The 24029-nt window shown below is 70.0% G+C and carries 23 protein-coding genes; 9 read left to right on the top strand and 14 right to left on the bottom strand.

Features of this window, described 5'->3' with window-relative positions; all coding sequences use genetic code 11:
- The coding region (locus PPSIR1_RS33760; RefSeq protein WP_006975741.1) for a serine/threonine-protein kinase at positions 1-897 on the bottom strand (897 nt) is incomplete at its 3' end.
- A gap of 73 nt (positions 898-970) precedes the next feature.
- On the bottom strand, positions 971-1600 hold the full coding sequence (locus PPSIR1_RS33765; protein ID WP_045117296.1) for an RNA polymerase sigma factor: 630 nt from the start codon (positions 1598-1600) through the stop codon (positions 971-973).
- Positions 1601-1778: 178 nt separating this feature from the next.
- Here PPSIR1_RS33765 and PPSIR1_RS33770 point away from each other — a divergent pair, with 178 nt between their 5' ends.
- Together PPSIR1_RS33770 and PPSIR1_RS33775 are read left to right on the top strand one after the other, a co-directional pair.
- On the top strand, positions 1779-2276 hold the full coding sequence (locus PPSIR1_RS33770; RefSeq protein ID WP_006975743.1) for an RNA polymerase sigma factor: 498 nt from the start codon (positions 1779-1781) through the stop codon (positions 2274-2276).
- A gap of 69 nt (positions 2277-2345) precedes the next feature.
- Positions 2346-3428 carry an MBL fold metallo-hydrolase gene (locus PPSIR1_RS33775; RefSeq protein WP_006975744.1) on the top strand — a complete coding sequence of 361 codons (1083 nt, stop codon included), beginning with the start codon at positions 2346-2348 and terminating at the stop codon, positions 3426-3428.
- Between the two features lie 6 nt (positions 3429-3434).
- On the opposite strand, the gene PPSIR1_RS33780 is transcribed toward PPSIR1_RS33775, so the two are convergent.
- Positions 3435-3851, bottom strand: coding sequence for a hypothetical protein (locus PPSIR1_RS33780; protein ID WP_045117297.1), 417 nt, complete (start codon positions 3849-3851; stop codon positions 3435-3437).
- Positions 3852-4109: 258 nt separating this feature from the next.
- Here PPSIR1_RS33780 and PPSIR1_RS44605 point away from each other — a divergent pair, with 258 nt between their 5' ends.
- A complete protein-coding gene (locus PPSIR1_RS44605; protein ID WP_006975745.1) occupies positions 4110-4919 on the top strand; it encodes an MYXO-CTERM sorting domain-containing protein in 810 nt (269 codons plus the stop codon).
- A gap of 49 nt (positions 4920-4968) precedes the next feature.
- Here PPSIR1_RS44605 and PPSIR1_RS33790 read toward each other — a convergent pair whose 3' ends face one another.
- From PPSIR1_RS33790 to PPSIR1_RS33800, 3 genes are all read right to left on the bottom strand, one after another.
- The gene (locus tag PPSIR1_RS33790) at positions 4969-5952 is read right to left on the bottom strand and encodes a 2-hydroxyacid dehydrogenase (protein WP_006975746.1); all 984 of its coding nucleotides are present in this window, start codon (positions 5950-5952) and stop codon (positions 4969-4971) included.
- A gap of 7 nt (positions 5953-5959) precedes the next feature.
- Complete coding sequence (locus PPSIR1_RS49705) at positions 5960-6442, bottom strand: hypothetical protein (protein ID WP_006975747.1); 483 nt, start codon at positions 6440-6442, stop codon at positions 5960-5962.
- Between the two features lie 162 nt (positions 6443-6604).
- Entirely contained in the window at positions 6605-7579 is a 975-nt protein-coding gene (locus tag PPSIR1_RS33800; RefSeq protein WP_006975748.1) for a hypothetical protein, read from the bottom strand.
- A 40-nt stretch (positions 7580-7619) separates the two neighbouring features.
- Between PPSIR1_RS33800 and PPSIR1_RS33805 the strand changes: the two genes are divergently transcribed.
- The gene (locus PPSIR1_RS33805) at positions 7620-9047 is read left to right on the top strand and encodes a cytochrome P450 (protein WP_045117298.1); all 1428 of its coding nucleotides are present in this window, start codon (positions 7620-7622) and stop codon (positions 9045-9047) included.
- Between the two features lie 329 nt (positions 9048-9376).
- Here the strand turns inward: PPSIR1_RS33805 and PPSIR1_RS33810 are convergent, their stop codons facing one another.
- Complete coding sequence (locus tag PPSIR1_RS33810; protein ID WP_006975750.1) at positions 9377-10300, bottom strand: oxidoreductase; 924 nt, start codon at positions 10298-10300, stop codon at positions 9377-9379.
- 136 nt (positions 10301-10436) lie between these two features.
- Between PPSIR1_RS33810 and PPSIR1_RS44615 the strand changes: the two genes are divergently transcribed.
- Positions 10437-11168: a TetR/AcrR family transcriptional regulator gene (locus PPSIR1_RS44615; protein ID WP_269744742.1), complete on the top strand. Its 732-nt coding sequence runs from the start codon at positions 10437-10439 to the stop codon at positions 11166-11168.
- A 102-nt stretch (positions 11169-11270) separates the two neighbouring features.
- On the opposite strand, the gene pyrC is transcribed toward PPSIR1_RS44615, so the two are convergent.
- Positions 11271-12314 carry a dihydroorotase gene (gene pyrC / locus PPSIR1_RS33820; protein ID WP_006975752.1) on the bottom strand — a complete coding sequence of 348 codons (1044 nt, stop codon included), beginning with the start codon at positions 12312-12314 and terminating at the stop codon, positions 11271-11273.
- 131 nt (positions 12315-12445) lie between these two features.
- Here pyrC and PPSIR1_RS33825 point away from each other — a divergent pair, with 131 nt between their 5' ends.
- Positions 12446-12901 (top strand): hypothetical protein, encoded by a 456-nt coding sequence (locus tag PPSIR1_RS33825; protein ID WP_006975753.1) that lies wholly within the window; start codon positions 12446-12448, stop codon positions 12899-12901.
- Positions 12902-12903: 2 nt separating this feature from the next.
- Here the strand turns inward: PPSIR1_RS33825 and PPSIR1_RS33830 are convergent, their stop codons facing one another.
- A complete protein-coding gene (locus PPSIR1_RS33830) occupies positions 12904-13377 on the bottom strand; it encodes a hypothetical protein (RefSeq protein WP_006975754.1) in 474 nt (157 codons plus the stop codon).
- 382 nt (positions 13378-13759) lie between these two features.
- Here PPSIR1_RS33830 and PPSIR1_RS33835 point away from each other — a divergent pair, with 382 nt between their 5' ends.
- From PPSIR1_RS33835 to PPSIR1_RS33845, 3 genes are all read left to right on the top strand, one after another.
- Positions 13760-14359: a hypothetical protein gene (locus PPSIR1_RS33835; protein WP_006975755.1), complete on the top strand. Its 600-nt coding sequence runs from the start codon at positions 13760-13762 to the stop codon at positions 14357-14359.
- A 314-nt stretch (positions 14360-14673) separates the two neighbouring features.
- Entirely contained in the window at positions 14674-15921 is a 1248-nt protein-coding gene (locus tag PPSIR1_RS33840) for a hypothetical protein (RefSeq protein ID WP_006975757.1), read from the top strand.
- A gap of 77 nt (positions 15922-15998) precedes the next feature.
- Positions 15999-17087 (top strand): hypothetical protein, encoded by a 1089-nt coding sequence (locus PPSIR1_RS33845; protein ID WP_157596252.1) that lies wholly within the window; start codon positions 15999-16001, stop codon positions 17085-17087.
- Between the two features lie 15 nt (positions 17088-17102).
- Here PPSIR1_RS33845 and PPSIR1_RS33850 read toward each other — a convergent pair whose 3' ends face one another.
- The 5 genes from PPSIR1_RS33850 to PPSIR1_RS33870 form a co-directional block, all read right to left on the bottom strand.
- Positions 17103-18110, bottom strand: coding sequence for a hypothetical protein (locus PPSIR1_RS33850; protein ID WP_006975759.1), 1008 nt, complete (start codon positions 18108-18110; stop codon positions 17103-17105).
- A gap of 130 nt (positions 18111-18240) precedes the next feature.
- Positions 18241-18843, bottom strand: coding sequence for an RNA polymerase sigma factor (locus tag PPSIR1_RS33855; protein ID WP_006975760.1), 603 nt, complete (start codon positions 18841-18843; stop codon positions 18241-18243).
- A 73-nt stretch (positions 18844-18916) separates the two neighbouring features.
- Positions 18917-20419 (bottom strand): glycerate kinase type-2 family protein, encoded by a 1503-nt coding sequence (locus PPSIR1_RS33860; protein WP_006975761.1) that lies wholly within the window; start codon positions 20417-20419, stop codon positions 18917-18919.
- Complete coding sequence (locus PPSIR1_RS49710; RefSeq protein WP_006975762.1) at positions 20416-20847, bottom strand: DUF4440 domain-containing protein; 432 nt, start codon at positions 20845-20847, stop codon at positions 20416-20418. Before PPSIR1_RS49710 ends, PPSIR1_RS33860 begins: the two co-directional genes overlap by 4 nt.
- Positions 20848-20946: 99 nt before the next feature.
- A complete protein-coding gene (locus PPSIR1_RS33870) occupies positions 20947-23874 on the bottom strand; it encodes a hypothetical protein (RefSeq protein WP_006975763.1) in 2928 nt (975 codons plus the stop codon).
- Between the last annotated feature and the right edge of the window lie 155 nt (positions 23875-24029).

Below are 24029 nucleotides of genomic sequence, written 5' to 3' on the forward strand. Positions count from 1 at the left end.
AAACGCGAACTGGTCCGAGCGCGCGTCGATGTGGCCGGCCCGGATCTGCTCTGGCGCCATGTAGCGGATCGTGCCGACCATGGCCCCGGTCACGCTCAGGCGCTCGCCGAGGGAGGGCAGGGGGCGCGGTCCCGAGGCCGCCGAGCTCTCGCTTCCGTCCGCGCGCGCGGCCTCGGGGTTCTCGGGAGCCTCCGGGCCTTGGGGGGCCTCGGGCAGGGCGGCGCCGTCGTCGATCGCCAGGCCAAAGTCGGCGATGCGAGCCCGGCCGTCCTTGCCCATCAGCACGTTCTCGGCCTTGAAGTCGCGGTGGACCACGCCGACCGCATGGACGGCGGCCAGGCCCCGGCCGGCGTCGATGAACTGGGTGAGGATCGCTCGCCAGTCGTGGGCCTCGGACTCGAGCCAGGCCGCGAGGGTCTGGCCCTCGACGAACTCCATGGCGAGGAAGGTCCGCTCCTCGTGCTCGCCGATCTCGTAGACCTGGACGACGTTGGGGTGAGACAGGCGCGCGAGGGCCCTGGCCTCCCGGCGCAGGCGCTCTTGAGCCCGGTCGTTGACGCCGGCCCCGAGCACGCGCTTGATGGCCACGCGCCGCTCGAGCTTCTCGTCCTGCGCGAGGTAGACCTCGCCCATGCCGCCCGCGCCGATCCGGTTGAGGATGCGGTAGCGGCCGATGAACAGCTCCTGGGCCTGGCCAAAGAGCGCCTTGCGGGCCGCCGCGACGGCGCGCCGATGCTCGAAGCTCGACTCGGGCCGGTGCGGCGGGTCGGTGCGACGCTCGGCCGAGTCCTGCGTGGGCGCGTACTCGGGAGTGTCCCCGAGGCTGGGCTCGCGGGTCGCGTTCATGGCGGTGGCTCGGGACAGGGTGGCCTCGACGACAAAGGGCTCGACGGGCAACCTCCGGGTAGAGGGCCGTCCTCTCTCGAAGTGATCCTCGCGGACGGGGTGTCCAAGCTCGGGGGGAGGATCGTCATCCGAGGCGCTGCTCGAGCTGCTGGCGCAGCTGCGAGGCCCAGTCGTCCAGGCCGTTGACGGTACTCTCGAGCAGCTGCGGGGACTCCGCGAGCTGGACCATGGCCTGGCGCAGGAGCGCCCGCGCCTTGGTCAGCCGGCTGCGCATCGCCGAGTGGGAAATCTCCATGATTTCAGCGATCTGCGCGGCGTTGAGGCCCTCCCAGTAGTAGAGCTCGAGGGCGACCTGGTGCTCCACGGGCAGGCGGCGCAGGCCCTCGAGCAGGAGCCGCTGCTCGCGACAGGCGCCCAGCAGGGTCGAGGGCCCGGGGGCGAGCTCGGCCATGGACTCGACCTCCGGATCGACCTCGCGCCCCCGGGTGAGCCGGCGGAGGTGCTCGCGCAACACGTTGCGGGCCACGCCGAGCACGAAGCCGCGGAAGGCGACCCCGTCGCGGATTCGCTCGCGGCCCTCGACGAGGCGCAGGAAGGTCTGCTGGATCAGATCGTCGGTGCCCGAGCGCACCTTGTTCTCGAAGAATCGGCCCACGGCGTCGGCGTGGCGGTCGAAGAGCTGGGCGCCGGCGGAGTTGTCTCCGCCGCGCCATTGGCCCAAGAGCTGTGCATCGAGCTGCCAGTTCGCCGTCACGGAGGCACAGCATAGCGTGCCTTGGGGGACGCGCCGCCACCGGCGAGCCCGAGCGCGAGTAGGGGAGACTCACCGGGTCCAGAGGCTGTTTCGCGGCGCCTGGGAAAAAGCGGAATCTGCTTGGACACTTTTATCTGGTTCGACACTTCGACAGTGGATGCGGGAACCAGTGTGTGACATGAGGGAGCTGTCCCGGGCCTACCGGGAGCATTGGGACTACGTGCTGCTGATCCTCGGGCGCTACGGCGTCCCGGATGCGATGCGCGAGGACGCGGCGCAAGAGGTGTTCATCGTCGCCCACCGCCGGTGGGCAGACCTGGAGCACGGCGCGTCGGTGCGCGCGTGGCTCTACGGCATCGCGCGTCGCGTGGCCTCGACCCAGCGCCGCGGGGCTCGACGCCGGACGCACCGGATGCTCCGAGTACCGTCGCCCGAGCCGGCCTTGGGCCTGGACGAGGCGGTCGAGCGCGAGCGGGCTCAGCGGGCCCTGACCCGGGCGATCGAGGGCCTCGAGGGGGACAAGCGCCGGGTGTTCGAGATGGCCAGCGAGGACGGTCGCTCGGGACCAGAGATCGCCGAGAGCCTGGGCGTGGGGATCAACACGGTGTACTCGCGCCTGCGCCTGGCTCGGGCCCAAGTCGTCAGCGACGCCCGCCGCCTGTGCGCCGCGTGCTAGGGCGCGACGTAGCATGGTCGGGTGGTGAGCCCGAGCGCGCGTGTTGGTCCGAGTATCGAATTTGGTTCGTTGGTCTCGCTCGTCGGGCTGCTCGGTTGCGACGGCGGGGCGCCTTCGAAGGCTCCGCCCCCGGTCTCGGATCCAGTCTCCGCCCCAGCCGAGGCCGAGACGAAGGCCGCGCTCGAGCCTCGCGCCGACTCGGCCCCGCGGAAGGCGACGGGTCCGCGCCTGCGCGTCCTGGGCATCGCCCAAGATGGCGGCCTGCCCCACGTCGCCTGCGACTGCGTGCGCTGCGAGGCCGCGCGCGTCGAACCCTCGCGGGCCAGCTTCGTGGCGAGCCTGGGGATCATCGGCGCCGACGATCGCGGGCTGTGGTTGATCGACGCGACCCCGGACTTGCCCGCGCAGCTCGAGCTCTTGGGCGACGTGCTCGAGCGCCGTCACGCCGCGGGCTCGGAGGGCCAGCCGACCCTCGGCCGCGTCGATCGCAGCCCCCTCGACGGGATCGCCCTGACCCACGCGCACATGGGCCACTACCTCGGCCTGGCGCACCTGGGCTTCGAGGCGGGCAGCACCTCGGGGGTGCGCGTGCTGGCGAGCGCGCGCATGGTCGACTTTTTGCGGGCCAACGCGCCCTGGGACCAGCTCGTCGCCCTCGCCAACATCGCGCCCGCGGTCGCGCCCCCGGGGGAGGCCATCGAGCTGCGCGCTGGCGACGGAACGAGCTTGGGCGTGCGCGCGACGGCGCTGAGCGTGCCGCACCGCGGGGAGTACACCGACACCTACGCCTGGTACATCGAGGGCGCCCGGGCCAAGGCCCTCTACGTCCCCGACACCAACCCCTGGCCGCAATGGACGGCGGAGGCAGGCCTCGACCTCGACGCGGTCCTCGACGGCGTCGATCTGCTCCTCGTCGACGCGACCTTCTACTCCGGCGACGAGCTCCCCGGCCGCGACACCACCAAGATCGGCCACCCCCTCGTCGTCGACACCATGGCGCTGCTGGAGGGGCGGCTCAGCGAGGACTTCGCGGTGTGGTTCGTGCATCTGAACCACTCCAACCCCGCCCTCGATCCGCGCTCGCCCGAGCGCGCGGCGATCGAGGCGAGGGGCTTTCGGGTCGCCACGGTGGGCGACGAGTTCGCGCTCTAGCGCGGGCTACTCGATGGAAATGGAGATGGAGCTGCCGGGCTTGCACATGCCGGCGGTCGAGTGGCACGCCTTGCCGCTGCAGCTGTGCGCGCTGCAGCCCACGCCCGAAGGCGCGCAGCCGGTCCCCGTGCAGCCGTTGGCGCAAGAGCTGATGCAGCTCTTGTTGAAGGGGACGACCTCGCCGTCTTCGGTGTAGCCGAGGAAGTCCTGGCTCTTGACGATCTCACGCACGTTGTCGGGTCCTGCGCGCTCTTCGACGCGGAGCTCGCCGACGGGCTCGACGGCGCTGAACTCCACGTCCGAGACATCGACGCCTGCCATGTCGAGGTCGGCGGTGGACTCGACGTCTTCGACGCAGGCGGTGCTGGCCAGAGTGAGGAGGAGGGTCGCAATGGAGGTGAGGGGAGCGATGTGGGTCTTCATGGTCTTTGCTTCGCGGCTGGGAATTCCTTGCCGGCCGCGTGGCCCGAGTACGCCAGGGGCGTCGCGCGGGGCAATACGCCGATCGGCGTATCCGCCGTCTGGAGGACAGACGCCCAAGCGCCTTCAAATCATGATCTCTCACTACGCCTCGCTCTGGGTTGGCCACCTCAAAAATAGCTTCGCACCGCCTGATCGGTTGAGGGCGCGGCGGGTACATCCCAATCGATGATCGACTCACTTTTTCGGACTACCTTCGCCATGGGCGTTGCCTTCGCAGCCACCCTCAGCCTGGCGCCAGCGACGGCGACGGCCGCCGAGGTCATGTGCTCCAACGACTTCGGTTCATGCACCGTCTCCAACGAGGGCTTCGGCTCGATCTTCTGCCTGTGCGAGGGCGGCGGGGACGGGGGAACGACCGGCGGGGGCTTGCTCGACGGGCTCAGCGAGGCCGAGCTGATGGAGATCTGCGAGAGCTGGCTGGAGGGCTGCGTGGAGTCGGAGTCCGAGTCGGAGTCCTGGGGAGGCGAGAGCACGACCGGGGGCTTCGAGACCTTCGGCGAGGAGGGCTTCGAGACGACCTTTGGCGGTGAAGGCGAGACGACCTTCGGCGGTGAAGGCGAGACCACCGCGGGCGGCGGGACCTTCGGTGAGGAAGGCTTCGAGACCTTCGGGGAAGAAGACAGCGGGGGCCCGCTCGACACGGACACGGGCGGGGGCGAGGGGACCACGGGCACGGGCGGGGGCACGGCCGACTCGGGCGAAGGCGACGACGCGGCGGACGAAGACGGCTCGACGGGCGCCGGCTCGACGAGCGGCTCGGGGGAGTCTGGGACGGACGGCGGCGGATCCGAGGGGCGGGGCAGCACGGACGACGGCGCGGGGACGGACGAAGCGGCAGACGAAGCCGCGGACGTGGGCGAGACGGTGGGCGGTGGGACCGGCGGCGGCCAAGAGCTCGACGAGACGGGCTGCAGCTGTTCGGCCGAAGACGCCGGGAGCCTGCGCAACATGGGCCTGGCGATCGTGCTGCTCGTCGGCGCCTTCGGGCTGCGCCGCCGCAACGGCTAGCGGACCGTTGAACTCGCCGCGGTTGGGAGGCTCGGCTTCGGGCCCCTCATCAGATTGGTCCGTTGACCGCGTGGGGCAGGGCCTCGCCGCGGACCCCCGCGAGCAAGTTGGCGCAGGCCAGCTCGGCCATGCGCCGGCGGGTCGCGCGGGTGGCCGAGCCGATGTGCGGGACGATGAAGCAGCCCGGCGTCTGGTAGAGGGGGTGCTCGGGCGGCAGCGGCTCGGGCGAGGTCACGTCGAGGGCCGCGCCTGCGATCTGTCCGGCCTCGAGCGCGGCTTGCAGCGCGACCTGGTCGACCACGTCGCCTCGGGCCGTGTTGACGAGCAGCGCCGAGGGCTTCATGCGCCCCAGGGCGGCGGCGTCGATGAGGTGGCGGGTGTCGGGGCGCAGGGGCACGTGCAGGCTGACGACGTCGGCGCGGGCGAGCAGCGCGTCGAGCTCGACGCGGGTCGCCCCGAGCTCCGGGGGCGCGGGGGCGTCGGAGCGGCGGGTGTAGAGGATGTCCATGCCGAAGGCGCGGGCGCGCTGGGCCACGGCCAGGCCGATCTTGCCCAGGCCGACGACGCCCAGGGTCGCGCCGCGCAGCTCCAGGCCCAGCCAGCCCGTGGGGCTCCAGGTCTGCCACCGACCCTCGCGGGCGTCGAGGCTGGCGGCCGGCAGGTTGCGGGCGGCGCTGAGCAACAGAGCCATGGCCAGGTCGGCGGTCGCGTCGGTGAGCACCCCCGGCGTGTTGCCGACGCGGATCGAGCGGGCCGTGCACGCGGGCACGTCGACGTTGTCGAAGCCCACGGCCATGTTGCTGACCACGCGCAGCTCGGGGAAGGCGTCGAGGAGCGCGGCGTCGACGGGGCGGGTCAGCAAGGTCAGCAGCCCGACGACCCGACGGCGGGTCTCGAGCTCGAGGCCCAGGACCGCGTCGAGGTCGTCGCGGAGCTCGAAGGCGCCGACGTCCGCGGCCGCGTGCACGCTGGCGAGCCAGTCGGGGGGCAGGACCTCGGGCACGAGGACGAGGGGGGCGGCGGTCGTGCGCATCGGGCCCTCACTTGGGCAGGAAGTCGCGGTCGAGCACGGTCTTGCGCCCGTCCTTCTTGGCCCGATCGATGGCCCGATCGCACATGTCGCGCAGCTTCTCCGAGAGTACGTCCATGACCGCGTCGGAGGTCCGCAGCTCGCCCGCCGCGGCGATGTAGGCCTTGAGCGCCTTGGTCACGACGAGGGTGTCCTTGGGCAAGCTCGGGTCCCGGCGCTTGACCGGGGCGATGCGCCGCCTGCCCGTGCGCGGCTTGTCCTTGTGGCGCTCGGCGGAGCGCGGCTCGGCGCCCGGGGTCGCCGGGGCGACGCGATCTTCGGCGTGGGCTTCCCGGTGTCCAGCGATGGGCACGTGGGCATCCCAGCAGTCCATGGAGCAGAACACCATCGCCGAGCGCTTGCGGTTGCAGGTCGAGACGCTGCACACCAGGTAAGGCGCGCCGCAGGCGATGGCGGTCTTGCAGCGGCTGCAGTGGCGCCAGGTGGCAGGCATGGCTAAAGCTACCACGCGGGTCGGCCTGGAAGAGCCCGCAAAGACACCGTCGTCCGCGCGTGCTAGAGGGGGGCATGCGCGCAGACATCGACGAGTTTGTCCGGGCTGCGATGGACGGGGACCTCGACGCGGTCTGGGCTCGGTGCTCCCCGAGGACGACAGCTAGGGAGTCGCGAGCAGCTGCGCCGGGTCGAGGGTCCCCAGGGGATCGGGCTCGACGGTGAGCGCCGCCCAGCCCTTGGGGTAGCGCTCGGCGAGCTCGACGACCCAGGGCCGGTCGAAGCGGCGGACCACGTCGAGGAGGGCATACCAGCACGCCGTGCGCGTGCCGTCGTCTTCGCGCCGCAGCCAAAAGCCCACGGACATCGCCGGCGTCCACGTGGTCCCGTCCCAGCTCCCGCCGTACTCGGTCAGCACCCCGGAGTAGTTGAGGTGCAGCCACTCGAGGGCGTCGCCGTCGGCGTAGACGGCCTGCAGGTAGCGGGTGGCCTCGCCGCGGGCGTCGAGGTTCTCGTGGATGTAGACCGCGCTCTCGACCATGAGCCGGAAAAAGCGCGAGAAGACCTTTTGGTAGGCGAGGGCCACGGGCACGCCCTCGATGGCCTCGTGGGCCTGGGGGATCATCGCAACCCTGGCCCAGGCCAAGAACGCGGGGTTGAGGGTCGAGTAGCGCGAGCCCTCGGTGTCGTAGTCGAGGGCCGTGGGCACGCCGGCGAGCGCTTCGAGGGGGCCGAGATCCGAGAAGGAGCGCGGGCGCTGGTCGACGACCTCGCCCGCGCAGTCGTTGACGGCGCCGTAGACGAGGATCCCGTTGATGCCGCCCATGAGCGTGCCGAAGTCCCCGTGGGGGAGCTCGAGGGGGTCGCCGCGCACCTCGAACATGTAGCCGTAGGGCGAGCGGAACCAGCACCGGTAGATGCTGGCGATCGCGGGAGACAGCGGCCCGGCGGTGGCGACCGGCTCGGGCTTGGGCTCGGCCTCGGCCTCGATGAACACGGGGGCGACGCGGGCGGGCTCGGCCTCGGTGTTCGGCGTCGCCGAAGCCCTGGGCTTGTCGCAGCCAAGGGTCACCTCGAGGCAGAGCGTGGCGAGGGAGAGCACGGCCGCGGCCCGCGGCGTCAGAGAGTGCCGGACCATGTCCGCGACTTAGCACGAAAGCCCGCTAAGCTGGGCCCCAATGCCGCGAACTCTCGCTGACCTCCCCGGGCCGAAGCCCTGGCCGCTCGTGGGCAATAGCTTGCAGATCGAGCTGGACCGCTTTCACCTCGACCTGGAGGCTTGGGCCCGGACCTACGGGCCGATGTACGCCGTGAACCTGCGCGGCAAGGACATGGTCGTGATCTCCGACCCGGCCCTGGTCCGCGAGGTGCTCAAGCGCCGCCCCGATCAGTTCGAGCGCGACTCGGACATGAAGATCAAGGCGGCGGAGATGCGCTTCGACGGGCTGTTCACCGCCGAGGGGGCGCAGTGGCGAAAGCAGCGCAAGCTGATGACCGCGGCCTTCGTGCCCAAGCACCTGCGGACCCTCGCGCCGGAGCTCGTGGAGATCACCGAGCGCCTGCGCGGGCTGTGGCTCGAGCGCGCCGCCGACCCCGAGCGCGCCGTCTTCGACGTGCACGCAGACCTGCGCGCCTACGCGACGGACATGACCATCCGCGTGGCCTTTGGCGAGGACGTGGACTTGCTGCGCAAGGGCGGGGCGCACCCGCTGCTCGAGAACCTCGAGGGCATCTTCCCGACCTTTCACCGCCGGCTCATGGCCATCGTGCCCTACTGGCGCTACTTCCGGCTGCCTCAGGATCGCACCGTCGAGGGGCAAATCGACACGCTGCGCGCCGAGGTCACGGGGCGCATCGCCCAGGCCCGGGCGCGCCTCGACGCCGACCCCGAGCGCGCGCCGGAGAGCTTGCTCGAGGCGATGATCCTCGCCCGAGACGAGGACGACCCCAAGCTGCGCCTCGACGACGAGGAGATCTACGCGAACGCGTTGACCCTGCTCGTCGCCGGCGAGGACACGACCTCGAACACCGCGGCGTGGATGCTCTACCACCTCGCCCGCGAGCCCGCGCTCCAGGCCCGGCTGCGCGAGGAGGTCGACCAAAAGCTCGGCTCGGCGCGGGTCCCCGACCTCGAGACCCTCGACGCCATGCCCTACACCCAGGGGGTCGTGCGCGAGGCCCTGCGCCTGCGCTCGGCCGCCCCGCTGGCCTTCCTGACCGCCCTCGAGCCCGGGCGCATCGGCGACCTCGACTACGCCGTGGGCCAGAGCGTGTGCCTGCTGACGCGGGTCGGCGCCCTGGACCAGGCGCACTTTGGCTGCCCCCACGCCTTCGCCCCCAGCCGGTGGATCGACGACCAGCGCGAGGCCAGCCACGAGCCCCACGACTCCAAGTCGCTGCTGACCTTTGGTTACGGGCCGCGCCTGTGCCCGGGGCGCGCTCTGGGGATGTTCGAGCTGGGCCTGGTCGCGGCGATGACCGCCCGCAACTTCGAGCTCGAGCTCGGGCCGGAGCTGCGCGCGCCTGGGGCTGAGCCGGCGGAGGTGTTCGGGTTCACGATGTCGCCGAGCCCGGTGCACCTGCGCCTGCGCGCGCGCGTAGAGTGAGGGCATCCCCGCGGACGAGGGTTGAGTCATGGACGTGGGGCAGGGAGGGCGTGGCGTCGTCCACGACGGCTAAAGTAGACAGAGGGTTGGCCAAACTCGTTTTGGCCGACCCTCTGAGTCATGGACGTGGGGCAGGGAGGGCGTGGCGTCGTCCACGACGGCTAAAGTAGACAGAGGGTTGGCCAAACTCGTTTTGGCCGACCCTCTGAGTCGTGGACGTGGGGCAGGGAGGGCGTGGCGTCGTCCACGACGGCTAAAGTAGACAGAGGGTTGGCCAAACTCGTTTTGGCCGACCCTCTGAGCCCTGCGAGTCGGGCGATCGAGCCCATTCAGGCCGCGGCGGCGCGGCTCAGGTCAAAGCGCACGCCGGTGCGCTCCTCGGACACCTCCCACAGCTTGGCGGCGTCGCTGAGGCTCTTGGCGGCCTTGGTGGTGCCGACCTTCCTGGGCGCGCCGCGCATCTGGCCGAGCCCGCTGGGGCCGAAGTAGTCGCCGCCGATCGCCCGGGGGTCGGTCGCGGCGCGCAGGGTCGGGAGGGCGCCGTCGGGCGGGGTCATGCCGAACAGGGGGTTGAGGCGCTCGACGAAGCCGGCGTTTTGCTGGAGGTTGGTCGCGGTCCAGCCCGGGTGGGCGGCGGTCACGATGACGCCCTCGCCCGCGGCGTCGAGGCGACGCTGGAGCTCGAAGGTGAACAGCAAGTTGGCGAGCTTGCTCTGGCCGTAGGCCGGCCCCGCCTTGTAGCCGCGCTTTTTGAAGTCGAGGTCGCCGAAGTTCATCTTGCCGAAGCGGTGCGCCTGGCTCGAGACGTTGACGATGCGCGCGTCGGGGGTGGCGAGGATGCGCGGGAGCAAGAGGCCCGTGAGCGCGAAGTGGCCGAGGTGGTTGACGCCGAACTGCAGCTCGAAGCCCTGCTTGGTCGCGCTCTCGGGCGGCACCATCACGCCGGCGTTGTTGATCAGCAGGTCGATGCGCTCTTCCTTGGCCAGGATGAGCTCGGCGAACTGCCGGACCTGGTCGAGGTCGGCCAGATCGAGGCGCACGAACTCGAGCTTGGCCGAGGGCGCGCTCTTGCGGATCTCCTCCATGGCCGCGTTGGCCTTGCTCTCGCTGCGGCAGGCGAGCAGCACTCGTGCGCCGCGCACCGCGAGGTAGCGGGCCGTCTCGAGGCCGATGCCGCTGTTCGCTCCGGTGACGATGGCGACCTTGCCGGCTTGATCGGGGATGTCGTCGTGGGTCCAGGCTTTGTTGCTCATGACCGTTCTCGCTCTCTGTGCCCCGGCTTCGGGGCTCTCAGTCAGTTGGTGACTGCCGGTCTGTTATTTGGCGACCGTCGGTCTTTTATTTAGCGACCGGTGGTTTGTTGTCAAGGAGCGGCGTATCGTTTTGTTCGTGACCCGGTGCAGGAAGGGCGCTGAGGCCGAAGAAGGGCCGAGCGAGGCGAGCGAAGAGAAACCGCGTGGTAGGCGCCGGTGGTCTCGGGCGCGCCGTCCCGAAGAAAAGGAAGCACGCCGCGCGGCGATCCTGACAGCGGCCGTGGAGCTCCTCGACGGGGACGGCCTCGTCGGCGCGACGCTCTCGGCCATCGCCCGCCGGGCGGGCATCTCCAAGGCCAACACCTACCGCTATTTTGAGAGCCGGGAGGCCATCATGTTGGCCATCGCCCTCGCCGACGCCGAGGACTGGACGGCCGACCTCGCCCGCCGCCTCGAGCCCCTCGTGGGCAGCGGGGACGTCGAGGCCGTCGCCCGGGAGCTCGCGGCCTGTACGAGCGCGCGCCCCCGCCTGTGCCGGCTGATCACCGTGCTCAGCTCCGTGCTCGAGCACAACGTCAGCGCCGAGGTCATCGCCGACTTCAAGCGCCGCTTCAACGCCCTGATGGACGGACCCATCGAGGCCATCGACGCCGCGCTCCCAGGCCTCGACGCCGAGCAGACCCGGGGCTTCATGACCTTCTTCTACATCTTCGTGGCTGGCTGCTGGCCCATCGCCCATCCCCCCGAGGCCGTCGCCGAGCTCCACACGCGGCCGGAGTTCGAGGGCATGGGCGTCGACTTCGAGGCCGCGGTCCAGGCCCACGCGCAGACCCTGCTGACGGGGCTGCTCGCCAAGGTCGGCCCCTAGCAGTCGCCCACCCCGGCCACGCCGGGACCCATGATCCAGGAAAGCGTCGTCCACGGACTCAGCTGGCGTTGAACCCGTGGGCGGCTGCCTTTCTCGGTAGGCTCAGCCCTGCACGCGCCAGCGCACCGTCTCGCCTCCGCGCAGGGGCGTCAGCGCGCCCTCGCCGAAGTCCAGCGTCTCCGGCACGGCCCAGTCCTCGCGGACCAGCGTGATCGTGTCCGTGTTGCGCGGCAGCCCGTAAAAGTCCGGGCCGAAGCAGCTCGCAAAGCCCTCGAGGCGGTCGAGGGCGCCTGCGTCTTCGAAGGCCTCGGCGTAGAGCTCGATGGCGGCGTGGGCGGTGTAGATCCCCGCGCAGCCGCAGGCGCTGTGCTTGGCCGTGGTCGGGTGCGGGGCGCTGTCGGTGCCCAGGAAAAAGCGCGCGTCGCCGGAGGTCGCGGCCTCGACCAGGGCGACGCGGTGACGCTCGCGCTTGAGCACGGGCAGGCAGTAGAAGTCGGGGCGCAGGCCGCCTTGGAAGATCGCGTTGCGGTTGAGCAGCAGGTGGTGGGCGGTAATCGTCGCCCCGGTGTTGCGCGCTTGGGCGCGGACCCAGGCGACGGCGTCGGCGGTGGTGATGTGCTCGAGGACGATCTTGAGCGCGGGGTGGCGGGCGCGCAGGCGGTCGAGGGGGCCCTCGACGAAGCGCGCCTCGCGGTCGAACACGTCGACGTGGTGGTCGGTGCTCTCGCCGTGGATTAGCAGGGGCACGCCGTGCTCGGCCATGGCCTCGAACACGGGGTCGAGGGGGTCGAGGCCGGTGACGCCCGCCTCGGAGTTGGTCGTCGCGCCGGCGGGGTAGAGCTTGATGGCGTGGACCTCCTCGCTGGCCGCGAGGGCTTTGACCTCGGCGGGCGTGGTGCCCTCGGTGAGGTAGAGGGTCATGAGCGGGGTGAAGTCGGCCCGCGCCTTGGATCGGTCCATGGCCGCGACGATGCGCGCCTTGTAGTCCTGGGCCTGGGCGACGGTGGTCACCGGCGGCTTGAGGTTGGGCATGACGACGGCCCGACCAAAGCGCGCCGCCGTGTCCGCGACGACCGAGCACAACCGATCGCCGTCGCGCAGGTGGAGGTGCCAGTCATCGGGGCGCAGGAGCGTGAGCGTGTCCACGGGGGCCTTGTAGCAGGGCGCTCGCGGCGACAAAAGCGTTTTTTTCGGTGATGTCTGTGCGGCTGCGTCTCGGCGCGGGTTCACGGGGCGTCGAGCGGGGCTGGAGGGCCGAGCTGCTACCATCGGCGGCGATGGCCTACGCGAACACCCGGCTGATCCAAGCCCTGCGTACCACTGCCGCGCGCATGCGTGAGGGCGCGCCCTACCAGTGGGGGCACCACGGGCAGTGCAACTGCGGGCAGCTCGCGCAGACCATCACCCAGCGCGGCCACCGAGAGATCCACGAGGCGGCGATGTCTCGGGGCGGCGAGTGGCGCGACCGGGCCCGGGACTACTGCCCGACGAGCGGCCTGCCCATCGACGGCATCGTCCGCGAGCTCCTCGCCTACGGCCTGAGCCCCAGCGACCTGGCCGACCTCGAGTACCTCGGGGACGATCGCGTCTACGCCCGGGTCGTCCGCGAGGGCGGCCCGCGGGAGCTGCGACGCAACGAGCGCGACCACGTCGTGCTCTACATCGAGACCTGGGCGACGATGCTCGAAGAGCAGCTCGCCGCGCGCGAAGCCGGCATGGGCGCGGTCGCCTGAATTCACTTCTCGGTGGTGTTGCCCGAGCTGCCCGAAGTATAGCCAGTCGACAGGGCCGACTGGACCAGGGTGTTGACGATCACCGACCACGCGTTTGGGTGCACCTCGTAGACGATCACGAACATGTTGCCGTGGGCGGATCGCATCGATAGCAGCATCTTGGCGGGTTCGGGTGTTCCGGTGTCGGGCATGGCCGGGACCTCGTAGACCCACAGCCCCGCGCGCGCGTCTGGGAGCTCGGCGCGTTCGACCAGGACGCTGTCCGCGGGGTAGCCGAGGGCTTCGAGGATGTCGGTGCGGAGCTCGGCCAGGCGCTTGCTGGGGTCATCCTCGAACATGGTCAGGGCCATGAAGTTGATCATGGCGCCGGGCATGTCGGGGTGGCAGTTGGTGGACTCCGCCGCCACGGTGCTGCGCGCGAAGGCTGGCTGAAACTCGACGAAGTTGTCCTCCGTCATGCCCTTGGGCAGGTGCATCCATACGCGCCCCTCGAAATACGCCACGGGAGCGGTGCCGAGCTGTGCGGGACACTCGCCGCGCTCGATCGAGGGCCTGCGCGGCTCGTGGACGGGCTGAGACTCCGAGATCTCGAGCCAGGGCGAGGCTGGGTCTTCGGCGGCGATGGTGGCTGAGGGCGCCGCGCAGGCTGTCAGCCAGCACAGCGCAGCGATGGGGAGTCGTGCGGATCTCGGGGTCATGGCGTCGAGGTGGCGGAGAGGGCCAACGGACTGAAAGGTTCCGGGTTCTCTCGGTGAGTTGGAACTCGCCGCCCTCGAGTGTTTTTGCTCGCGGTCGACGGTGGCTGCGTTGGATCCCATCGACGCATCTCGAACCAAGGGTCGCACCAGGACCACGACCATGTTCACGCACCACCGACCCACGCTCCTCGCCCTGTTCCTCGCCTGCACCTCCATCGCTTGCGCGCCCGAGGCCGAGTTCGCCGACGACTTTCGCGGCGAGGCGATGCCTGACTGGGTGCTCCACGATCCCGTCGACGACTCCGAGCTCGACTCTTGCCTCGACTATCAGGCCATGCGCTGCGCCGAGCTCTCACCCGAGGCGTGCGCCCTCGCCCTCGGCCGCGAGCGCTGCACGAGCACCAAGTCCGGCGTCCGCATCGAGGACGGCTTCTCGCCCGAGACCCAGGTCGAGCCGAAGGGCTGGCTCGGCCTGGGCCGCGAGGACCAGACCAGCAGCTTCGCCGACTCTCCCCAGGCGCTGTGCGAGACCATCGAGGGCGTCGCCTTCGAGGAGTGCCTGGCGCTCGCCGAGCTCGCCAGCTTGCTCGAGGACGAGGCCCCGGCGATGCTCGAGGGCGGACCGGGGGGCGGCCTCGGTGAGATCATCATCCTCGAGGACGAGATCATCATTCACATGACCAAGGACGCCCGCGGGGACGACGACCCCAACATGCTGCTTCGCGGCGCGGGGGAGCTCGAGTGGGGGGGCCGGCGCTGAGCCAGGCGTTCGCGTTCGAGCGGAGCTCGGACTACGTGTTTGAAGATCACCTGATCTTCATGCTCGCGCCGAACGGGCTGATCGCCGGCATGGGCTCCGAAGTGCTGGTGTTCATGCAGGCGAGCTGAGCGCTCCCTGATGTAGCCCCTGTTTGACTGGGCTTTTCATTCAGAACGGCCGATACTGGCCACGTTCATGGGCCATCAACGGGCGCCTTTGTCCGATTTGGCGCTGAGCCATTCAGGAACATGTCCAGTCGAACCTCTAGCACTAGAAACTCCGGACTCGGCAGCCTCATCTGCTTCATCGTTGGCATGCTCGGCTGTTCCGACGACGTCGATCCGGCGACGGGGAACTTCCCCAACTCGGGGGACGAGATCGGGGACACGGGCTTCTCCCCCTACGACTTGGGCCCAGGCCCGCTGATGGGGCAGGAGTGCTTGACCTCGATCAAGCCGGGTGCCTATGGCTACAAAGCTCAGTGCGAGGGACTCTTCTTGACTTCGCTCGCTTGGACACACAACGGCATCCCGCAGTTCTTCACCATTCCGTCCGATGGAGGCGGAGGGTTTGGGAACGACTACGAGAGCTACGAAGACGCGAAGGTCATGGCCTGTTGCGCTCCCTATGACAACGACGAGACGCTGGCAGAGCAGCCTCATTTTGCACACAATTGCATGATGGATGCGCGCCAGCTGGCGTGCAGCTCCATGGCGAGCGCTCTCGGCCACTTCATCGGCTCGAATGACCTACCGAACGACGAGGAGCAGGCCCTCGAAAATCTGAGAGGGTATCTGAGCTCTGAGAGCGGGCAAACCGAGTGCATCGACCGCATGGGTGAGGGTCACGATGAGATGAGCCCGATGGTTGTCTCTTCGGAGTGGCTGATGGACCCTGGTCTCTGGGGTGTTCAGAGTGTGGAGACGATCGAGATGAAGATGGTCGTCACGGTGACCGACATCGATCAGCCCGACTCTCCGACCATTTGCGAAAGCCTCCATGAGAACGGAGACGAGTTTCTCGAGCCCGTAGACCCACCTTTTGGTGACGCCCACATCTTGAGCTTGGTCGACGGCATGGCGCTCGCGGCAGGTCCGACGTCTGGGGCCTACACCTTTCCGGGGCAACTCGAGATGGCATCGCTGCTGTCGAGCTGCCGACCAGGCCGGTGTTCCAGGATGAGTTTCGCTCCCACCAGTGGGGGGGAGCTGTACCTGGAGGAGCTGAAGTTGTACCCCGCGCAACCGGTCACGCTCACCATCCTTGGTGAGAAGGTCGAGGTCCATGACCCGCGGATCGAACTCTACGGCTCCGCAGCGGGGTCGTGGTATCATGGCGAAGGTGTGAACACCTTTAGCTCGAACCCCGGCCAGGCACGCTTCATGATCGTCGGCGAGTGCTTGGGGGAGTGGGTCACCCTTCCCGCCGTTGGCAGCTCAGCGATATCCATCACTGAGATGGGGGACGAGTGGTTTGCGAAGCGCTTCGAGCTGATGCACGAAGACGGAAACCTGGACGCCTGGACGATCGCTGTGCCGGAGACGGAGTGGCTGAAGCTCTGAGGCGTGAGAGCTCGAAGGGGCCCTGCTCTGGGGGGTGCATGCGTGTCGCTCACTCCGCATCGTTCATGATGGCCGGTATGGTTGTCATGAGCGCTTGCGGTGACTCGGCACACCCACAGTGTGACCATGCTGACCCGATCGAGGCGGAGGGGATCACTTTTCTCGAGCACGAAGACTCATACGCCCGTCAATGCCCTGGGAGCTTTGCCGCTGCACAGGCGCACGCCCAGTGGGTCGCGGATTCGTGGGCAGAGGGGCTCGATGAGCCCGCAGCCCTGCCCGATGTTCAATACCAGAGCTTCGCATCCAAGGAGTCCGAGTGTTGGTCGTGCGTGGGGGAGCCAGGGGGGGTGGCTGGGTGTGCGACGGAGAACCTCTTGTGGACGACGAAGACTCCGGACCGGCACGAGCTCAGCCATGCCGCGAGGGGGCTCCAGTGCGCGTCGTTCTTCATTGAAGAGGGATGGGCTGAGCTCTACGGAGATCCTTTCACCCATCGACCTCCACAGGACTCTCTCGAACAGGCCCTCGCTTCCGTTCAGGAGCTAGGCTACCTCGGGGGCCAGTATTATGGCCTCGCGGCCCGCTTCGTAGCGTTCATCATCGATACTCGGGGTATGAGCGGACTTCGGGCGCTGTGTGGCGAGTCGATGGACACCTTCGCCGACTTCCAACAGGGCGTCGAAGGTGCGCTGAACGAGAGCTTCGATGGCGTGTGGAGTGAGTTCAACGACTGGCCAGGGGGAGGGGCCTCCGCGCTTCGCCAGGAGCTCGCGTGCGAGCTCGATGAGGTGGGTCTCCCCACGCCTGGCGCCTGGACGATGGACATGAGTTGTTCAAACTCGCGGGTCGAGGGGAGCCTAGACACGGGCGTCGGTCTCACGGAACGCCTCCAGATTGTCGAAGGTGGCAGCTACAGCTTCGAGTTCACGCCTTCACTCGACGCCGTGTTTCGTGTCGAGCTGCGGAGCTGTGCGCGGGTAAATTCGACCTCGGACTACCACATCGAGGGCACTTTCGACGCCAAGGCGATGGCGCCAGAACTCATCTTGTTCCCGGATGTGCTGCCCGGAGACTACGTCCTGCGGCTAGAGAGCGATGGTGGTCCACTCCCCGACGAGGGCGTGCAGGTCGGTGTCGTGGCGGCACTGCTTGGCGCTCCTTGAGTACGTCCCGAGAAGTCAGAACCGACCGACCACGCCGAGCCCGGCGCCGACCCCCACGCGCGTCCCCTCGCCCGTCTCGGCCGCGGTCATCATCGGCATGGGCACGAGCCAGGTCGTGGGTCGGGGCTTGGCTGCGTAGACCTCGTTCTTGCCCTTGATGCCCCGGGACAGGGACACGCCGCCGCCCGCGAGCAGGCCGATGGCCGCGGCTCCAAACACCGCGCCGGTGCCGATCAGGAACCACTGGAAGGGGCTGAAGGGGGCGCCCAGGACGAAGGCGCCGGCGGAGATCAATCCCAGGCCGCCGCCGACGCTGAGCATCACCACGCCGCCGCTGAACTGTTTTTTGCTCTTCGCCCACTTGGGCCCGAGCTCGGGGTCTTGCTTGACCTCGTGCTCCCACTGCTGCTTGGGGCTCATGGGCTTGGCCGGGGCGGCGGCGGGAGTGGTGTGGGCTGGGGCCGCGGTCGCGGGCTCGTCGTAGACGAAGGTGGTGCCCTGAGGCAGGACCTGAGAGACCTCGCCGCGGGCGCCTGCGGCGTAGAGGAGCTCGTCGAGCTGGGCGATGCGCTCGTCGGTCTGGGCCTGGTCGGTGGCCACGGCCGGGTCGTTCTGGTCGAGGCCGGCGAGCTCGGTCTTGCGGCTGGTCAGCAGGCGCTTGGCCTCGTGCAGGTGCTCGGGGTTGCGCGACACCTCGTAGGCGTGCTTGTGGCCCTCGGCGATGTTGTAGGCGAGGGCCGTGCGCGTGCCTCGGTGCTCGGGGGAGCTGTCGAGGAGCACGTAGGCCTTGTTCCACGCGATCAGGGCCTGGATGTACTCGGCGGTCTCGAAGTGCGTGCGGCCCTCGTTGTAGAGGGCCTCGGCCTGAGCCAGGGGCGTCTGGGCGACGGGCTGGGCCGGGGCAGGTTGAGCGGCCGCCGGCTCCGTCTCCGCGGGGGCTGCCTCGGGACTCGCCGCGAGCGCGGGCAGGGGGGCGAGGATGAGCGCGGTGGATACGGCCGCAGCCTGCAATCGCTCGAGCATGCGGCCATCCTAACAACATCCACTGCGCTCGGTGTGTGCCGATGGGCGCGGGAGGTGGCGAACTCGCGCGCGCGCTCGTTCGGTCTGCGAGCTCGGCAGCAGGGCGTGCGCGGGCGCGGAAAAATCCGCGCTACTCGATGCCTTCGTGGATGCTCTTGACCCAGCGGTCGAGCCCGCCGAGCGTGCTCTCGAGCACCTTGGGGTTGGTCTCGAGCTCGGTGATGTGCCGGCGCAGCAGCTCCTTGCCCCGGCGCAGGCGGTTGCGCACGGTGTACTCGCTCTCGCCGATGATCTCCCCGACGGCCCGAGCGGTCAGGCTCTCCCAGTAAAAGAGCTCGAGGATCACCTGGTGCTCGAGGGGGATGCGGCGCAGGGCCTCGACGAGCAGCTGCTGCTCGCGGGCGCGGGCGACGATGGTCGAGGGCCCGGGGTGGAGGTCGTGCGCGGTGATGTCGGTGAACTCCAGGCGGTCGCGGCGACGTTCGCGAAAGTAGGCCCGGAGGATGTTGTTGGCGATGGCGAACACGAAGGTTCGAAAGCTGCTGTCCTGGCGGAAGCGGTCCTTGGACTCGAGCAGCGCCGTGAAGGTCTGCTGGACCAGATCCTCGAAGTCATCGCCGACTTTGTTGCGGAAAAAGCGGTAGACCGCGGGGAAGTGGCGATCGAAGAGCTCGGCGCCAGCGGCCTTGTTGCCCTGGCTCCAATCGGCGTAGAGCTCGCGATCACTGCGCACGCGGAGACCCTATCACCATCCATTGGTACGCTGATTGGAGAGTTCCCACGTGCAATTTGGGCGGGGGTCGAAACTAGTCGAAGCGAAACAACAGCGCGAGGTCGCACACGTTGGTGCCGGTGGGCCCGGTGCGCAGGGTGTCTTCGAGGCGCGCGAGCAGGGTGTGGCTGTCGTGCGCGCGCAGGGCCTGCTCGGGATCGAGGCCGTCGGCTTGGGCCCGCGCCTCGGTGCTCGGATCGACGAGGGCCCCCGCCGCGTCGGTGGGCCCATCCTCGCCGTCGGTCGCGAGGGTCAGGAGCACGGCGCGCTCGCGCGGCCGATCTCGTCCTGCGCGCAGCGTGGCCAGGGGAGCGGCCGCGGCGAGGGCGAGCTCCTGGTTGCGCCCGCCAGCGCCGCTCGCCCCGAGCTCGAGGTTCACGGTCGTCTCGCCGCCCGTGACGATGCACGCCGGGCTGCGCACGGGGAGGTCCTCGGGCATGTCGACGAGCAGCTGGCCGAGGCGGCGGCCCTCGTCGGCAGCGGGTCCGCTCAGCGCGGGCAGCAAGACCACGGCGTCGAGGCCGTGGCTGCGGGCCGTCGCGCAGGCGGCCTCGCGCGCGTCGCCGTTGCGCGCGAGCAGCACGTGGTGGACCTGCTGGGCCGCGCCGGACTCGTCCCGGGGCGGCTCGGGCAGGGGCGGGGGGTCGTCGAGGAAAGCGCGCGTGGTCGGGTGGTCGCGGAGGAATTCGCTGAGCGCGTCGCCCAGATCGCGGCGGATGGTGTCGAGCTCGGGCTCGCGCTTGTCGGGGTAGATCGTCGGCCCCGAGCCGATCAGCGCGAGCTCGTCCCCGATCACGTCGGAGATGATCAGCGAGACCACGGCCGCGGGGGCGAACAGCCGGGCGAGGCCGCCGGCCTTGAGGGCGTCGCAGCGCCGCCGCAGCCAGTTGATGGGGTGGATCGGCACGTCGCGGCTCAGGAAGTGCGCGACCATGGCCGACCACTCCTCGGCGGGCAGCACCGGATCGCTGAGCAGGGCCGAGGAGCCGCCGCTGATCGGGCACAGCACGAGGTCGCGGGGCTGGACCTGGCGCGCGAGCTCGCGCAAACGCGCGCACGCGGCCGCGCTCTTGGGGCCGGGCAGGGGGTGATCGCCGAGGACGACCTCGACGGGCCTGAGGCGCTCGGGCGCGTCGGCGAGCTCGGGGTCGCGGTGCTTGGCGATCACCAAGCCGCCCGCGACGCGGCCCGCCTCGGCCCCTCCGAGGCGCTCGACGAGGGCCGCGGCGGTGCGCTCGCTGGCCTTGCCCGCGCCAAAGATCCACACCCGACCGTGCTCCGCCGGGCCGGGCTGCGCGGGGTCGTCGGCGAGATCGAACACGAACTCCCCGACCACCACCGACGCGCCCTTGGGCTTGCGCAGCAGGTGGACGTGGCGTCGCACGCAGGTCTGCGGATCGACGGCCTCGAGGGCCGCGCCCGCGACGGCGGCGAGCAGCTCGGCCCTGGGGTGGCGGGCGAGGCCTGGGTTGGCGGCGAGCAGGCGCTCGGACCACGGGGCCAGGCTCGAGTCGGGGCTCGGGCTCGCAGCGCTCACGCCGACGCTTCCCCCGCCTCGGACGGCATCGGGGTCTCCTGGATGTGGCGCCACCGCCAGCGACCCTCGCTGCGTTCGATGAGCGCAAAGGCGGAGCGCCGGTTGCTGGCCGCCGACTGCTTCGCCCCGGTCTGCCCCTCGACGTAGCGGACCACCGCGTGTTCGGGCCCGGCGTGGAGCAGCTCGAGGTCGGTGATCGTGGCTTCGAAGCCTGGGCTCTTGCCGTGGAGCCCGGCGATGCTGTCGATGAAGGCGTCGCCGCTGAGCTCGAGCCCGCTCGGGTAGACCAGGCTCATGGTCGGGGGGCAGGTGGCCGCGAGCGCGGCGAGGGTCGCCTCGCGCTCGTGACTGCCCGAGAACCACCGCGTCAGCTGCTCGTGAAACGCGTGGACGAAGTGGGCGGCTGGGTGCGAGTCAGCGGTGGCCATCGTGCGGATCCTGCCTTGCGAAGGGCGGCCGCGTCGAGGGGGAGCGCCCAGATGGGCGGGGAGGGCGGGGACCGGCCTTGGCGACGGGCAGCGCTACGCTCATGAGCGGTCGTCATCGTCATCGTCGTCGTGGGTCGGGCTGCGCTGGGATGTCACGCCGAAGGACATCACGTTGATGGCGCCGAAGGGGCTGGGCGGGGGCCCGAACTCGTCGTCCTCGGGTCGCTCGTCGACCCTGGGGGGCTCGGGCGTCGTCGTGGCCTGGGCTTGCGTCCGGGCTTGCAAGGTTGGACTCGGCTTTGGGCTCTGCGCCTTGGACTCGGGCTCGGCGTAGCGGCGCGTGAACGCGAGCAGGAGGGCCTCGTCGTCCGCGGTCCACTCGCGCTCGTGGGCCCGGTTGGCGTAGGCGTCCGGGGTCAGGCGCTCGACGATCTTCTTCGCCGCGCCGACGAACTCGACCCGAGGATGGGTCTCGCGCAGCGCCGCGATCGCCAGCTCGACGCGGTCCCGCCCGCCGAGGCCGCCGCGCATGACGAGGCGCTTCACCCGGGGGCCAGCGTCGAGCGCCCCCTCGTAGTGGGCCAGGCCCACGAGCATGCCGTGCTGCTCCGGGGTCGCCTCGACCAGCCCGAGGATCCCGTCCTCGCCCTCGAGCGGGCCCCAGGTGTAGGTCGTGCCCAGGTGCAGCGCGACGTCGACGAAGTGGCTCAAGCTGGCTCCGAAAGAGGGCAGGCACACGAGGGTGAGCCGGCGAAAGGCGCTGCTCTGGGCCCAGCGCTGGAACAGATTCATCCACCCGCGGTTGGCCAGGGCCTGGCGCTTCTCGGCGTCGATCAGGCCGAGCTCGAGGACCGCGCCGTGCATCAGCTGGAGCTGCATCATGACCAGGGGCGTGTAGCGGTTGAGCTCGCGGTCGGGGATGCCGGCGGGGTCGCGGTGGATGGTCGGGGTGAGCTCGAGGCGGTAGGCGGCGAACTCCGGGCGCATGAGCTCGGTCTGGACGGCGCGCAGCTGGCTCATGAGCTCGGTCGACTGGCTGCGCGAGCACGGGGCCAGGACCACGCCGAGGGCCGCGAGCCGCTCGGGCAAGCTGGCCTTGGTGATCGCGGCCTCGCTTGGGTCGACGTAGCCGAGCTGGTGGAACAGGCTGTCGACGACGTCCTCGCCCAGGCGCAGGTAGGCGTCGAACTGGGCGTCGTCGAACCACTGGTCGGCGGTCGACTCGGACGGGAAGTCGGGGTGGGCGATCTGGTAGTAGCGCACGTCGGGCGCTTCGAGCCCGGTGACCGTCGACTTGAGGTAGAGGAGCCGGCCGACGCTGCCGTCGGCGTAGATCACAATGCCGAGGGCGGCCTGCTTGGTGCTGAAGCCGCGCTCGTCGCGGCGCAGGTCGTCGACGTCGATCTCGATGGTCGCCCCGAGGTCGCGGGCGGCGAAGCGGATCAGGATCGCCAGCTCGCCGAGGCTGGCCTCGGGGTCGGCCCCGCCGTCGCCGATGATGATGAAGGTGCACCGGCGCCGGAGCAGCTCCATGGCCCCGAGGTTCTCGAGGTGGCCGCCGTCGGAGATGTTGACCAGCCGGCCCTTCGAGGTCAGCGAGCCCGCCATCTCCAAAAATAGGGTGGGCAAGCGCGGGACCCACCGCCACGGCTTGCGGGTGGCCTCGCGCAGGCGCTTGGGGTTGGCCAGCCAATAGCCCATGCGGATGTTGAGCGCGGTCATCAACGGGCGCAGCAGCGAGTCCGTGTACGAGCCCATGTTGGGCGAGGCCGCGGCGCCGCTGATCGCCACGGCGCTGGCCGCCGTGAACTCGGGGTGGGCGGCCTGGAGCTTGGCGATGGGCACGTAGCCGGTCCGCTCGCTGCCCGCGTGCAGCCGCGAGAGGGTGAAGAAGTCCGCGAGCCGGTCGCGCAGGTGCAGGTCGTCGTCGGCGGGCACGTTGAGCGCGACGTTGATCAGGTGCAGGGGTCCGGGCTTGCCGGCGAAGGCGCTGAGCTTCGGCGGCGGCTTGGGCTGCTCGTCGGCCCCGCGCTCGGTGGCCAGGAAGGTCGCGCCGATGCGGTCGCGGTAGAAGGGGTGCAAGGAGACGCGGTTGAAGTCGACGACCAGGAACACCACGAGCAGGCCGAAGCACGCCAGCTGTCCGATCAGGACGGTGGTCGGCGGGGCGGGGAGCAGCTTGCACAGCAGGAGCAGGAACAGGCACAGGGGCAAGAACACCGCGAGCAAGAAGGCGACCGCGCGCGCGAGGGTGAGGTAGACGGCCGGGGGCAGCTTGGTGTCCCCGCCCAGGCCGACGCGGCCGACCAGCGCCGCCGCGCCGGAGCCGATCGCCGCGACGGTCAGGCCCTCGTCGCGGGTCAGGAAGTAGTCGAGCAGGGCGGGCAGGCCGTCCATCATGGCGACCAGCGCCGTGGCCACGAGCAGGCCGACGAACAGACCCGCGGGCGGCGTGCGCTCGCCCAGGGCCGAGAGCATGATCCCGAGGACCGCCAGGCCCACGACGCTCGCCGAGGCGTAGCCGTGGGGGAAGTCGAAGCGCCAGGCCCCCGCGGGGGTCAAAAAGAAGGAGAAGGTCGCGGCCAGGACCAGGGCCAGGATCACGAACACCGCCGCGTTCCACAGCACCCCCGCCCCGAGGCCGCCGAAGCCTTGCAGCCACTCGCCCAGGCTCCCGGTCGGCGTCAAGAAGCGGCCGCGCTTGCGCAGGCGCTCGACGCCCTCGGGGTTGCCCGGCGCGAGCAGCTTGGCCTGTTCGCCGAGGCGGTAGACGTCGGCGACGTGGCTGCCGATGTACCCGCCCCCCGAGACCGTGCTCAGGTAGTCGACGGTCTGCAGCACGCCCCAGCGGTACAGGCCGCGGACGATGCCGAGGTTGAAGGTCGACGAGCGGATGCCGCCGCCGCTGAAGCACAGCCCGACCAGATCGCGGGCCAGCTCCCGGCGCCGGGCCTCGTCGGCGTCCGGCTCCCCCCTCGACGCGAGAATCTCACCGAGCTCTTCATCGAATGCGCCCTCGAAGTCCATGGCGTCAGCCTATCGCGGTTGGGCGCGACTGAATCGAAGTCCAAAGTATCCAAATGGGGAATGTGAATGTGCACAGTCGGCGAACGCCGAGGTCGAGGGCGAGGCCGAGCGAAACTGGGTGACTGGGGACCTCGCGGAGCCGTGAGACCGCGACC

This window comes from Plesiocystis pacifica SIR-1 (assembly GCF_000170895.1).
Lineage (GTDB): Bacteria > Myxococcota_A > Polyangia > Nannocystales > Nannocystaceae > Plesiocystis > Plesiocystis pacifica.

Coding starts and splice junctions, on each gene's coding strand:
- PPSIR1_RS33805 (WP_045117298.1), top strand. CDS start 7,620: ATGCCGCGAACTCTCGCTGACCTCCCCGGGCCGAAGCCCTGGCCGCTC.
- PPSIR1_RS33800 (WP_006975748.1), bottom strand. CDS start 7,579: ATGGTCCGGCACTCTCTGACGCCGCGGGCCGCGGCCGTGCTCTCCCTC.
- PPSIR1_RS33845 (WP_157596252.1), top strand. CDS start 15,999: ATGGTTGTCATGAGCGCTTGCGGTGACTCGGCACACCCACAGTGTGAC.
- PPSIR1_RS33780 (WP_045117297.1), bottom strand. CDS start 3,851: ATGAAGACCCACATCGCTCCCCTCACCTCCATTGCGACCCTCCTCCTC.
- PPSIR1_RS33790 (WP_006975746.1), bottom strand. CDS start 5,952: ATGCGCACGACCGCCGCCCCCCTCGTCCTCGTGCCCGAGGTCCTGCCC.
- PPSIR1_RS33870 (WP_006975763.1), bottom strand. CDS start 23,874: ATGGACTTCGAGGGCGCATTCGATGAAGAGCTCGGTGAGATTCTCGCG.
- PPSIR1_RS49710 (WP_006975762.1), bottom strand. CDS start 20,847: ATGGCCACCGCTGACTCGCACCCAGCCGCCCACTTCGTCCACGCGTTT.
- PPSIR1_RS44605 (WP_006975745.1), top strand. CDS start 4,110: ATGGGCGTTGCCTTCGCAGCCACCCTCAGCCTGGCGCCAGCGACGGCG.
- PPSIR1_RS33770 (WP_006975743.1), top strand. CDS start 1,779: ATGAGGGAGCTGTCCCGGGCCTACCGGGAGCATTGGGACTACGTGCTG.
- PPSIR1_RS33835 (WP_006975755.1), top strand. CDS start 13,760: ATGTTCACGCACCACCGACCCACGCTCCTCGCCCTGTTCCTCGCCTGC.
- PPSIR1_RS49705 (WP_006975747.1), bottom strand. CDS start 6,442: ATGCCTGCCACCTGGCGCCACTGCAGCCGCTGCAAGACCGCCATCGCC.
- PPSIR1_RS33850 (WP_006975759.1), bottom strand. CDS start 18,110: ATGCTCGAGCGATTGCAGGCTGCGGCCGTATCCACCGCGCTCATCCTC.
- PPSIR1_RS33810 (WP_006975750.1), bottom strand. CDS start 10,300: ATGAGCAACAAAGCCTGGACCCACGACGACATCCCCGATCAAGCCGGC.
- PPSIR1_RS33825 (WP_006975753.1), top strand. CDS start 12,446: ATGGCCTACGCGAACACCCGGCTGATCCAAGCCCTGCGTACCACTGCC.
- PPSIR1_RS33830 (WP_006975754.1), bottom strand. CDS start 13,377: ATGCACCTGCCCAAGGGCATGACGGAGGACAACTTCGTCGAGTTTCAG.
- PPSIR1_RS33840 (WP_006975757.1), top strand. CDS start 14,674: ATGCTCGGCTGTTCCGACGACGTCGATCCGGCGACGGGGAACTTCCCC.